Origin of the sequence: Bartonella sp. AP58NXGY (genome assembly GCF_042195785.1) — a bacterium.
GTDB lineage: Bacteria > Pseudomonadota > Alphaproteobacteria > Rhizobiales > Rhizobiaceae > Bartonella.
Genome location: NZ_JBHIOY010000384.1, coordinates 294 through 584 on the forward strand (window position 1 = coordinate 294; position 291 = coordinate 584).

The 291-nt window shown below is 35.4% G+C and carries 1 protein-coding gene; it reads left to right on the forward strand.

Annotated elements, in window-relative coordinates:
* Positions 1-291: YhjD/YihY/BrkB family envelope integrity protein (locus tag ACFINC_RS11585; RefSeq protein ID WP_375617293.1), on the forward strand; the 291-nt coding region annotated here is incomplete at both ends.

A 291-nucleotide genomic window follows, 5' to 3' on the forward strand; every position in this document is an offset into this window, starting at 1 on the left:
TATCTCAGGAAATTGTCAATGTTTTAACTCTTCATCAAGGAGGTGTGTTGACGCTTTCTATCATTGGAACGGCTTATTTTGCTTCTAATGGAATAGAAGCTTTGCGTACGGCTTTGAATAAAGCTTACCGTGTGACTGATCGACGGAGTTGGTTTTTTTGTCGTTTTCAAAGTTTGTTTTTTGTGATCCTTGGCGCTTTTGGTCTTGTTGTGATGAGCTTTTTATTGATTTTAGCGCCTTTGTTGATCAAAATTATGCAAAATCATTCTTTTTTTATGACTGAATATATTG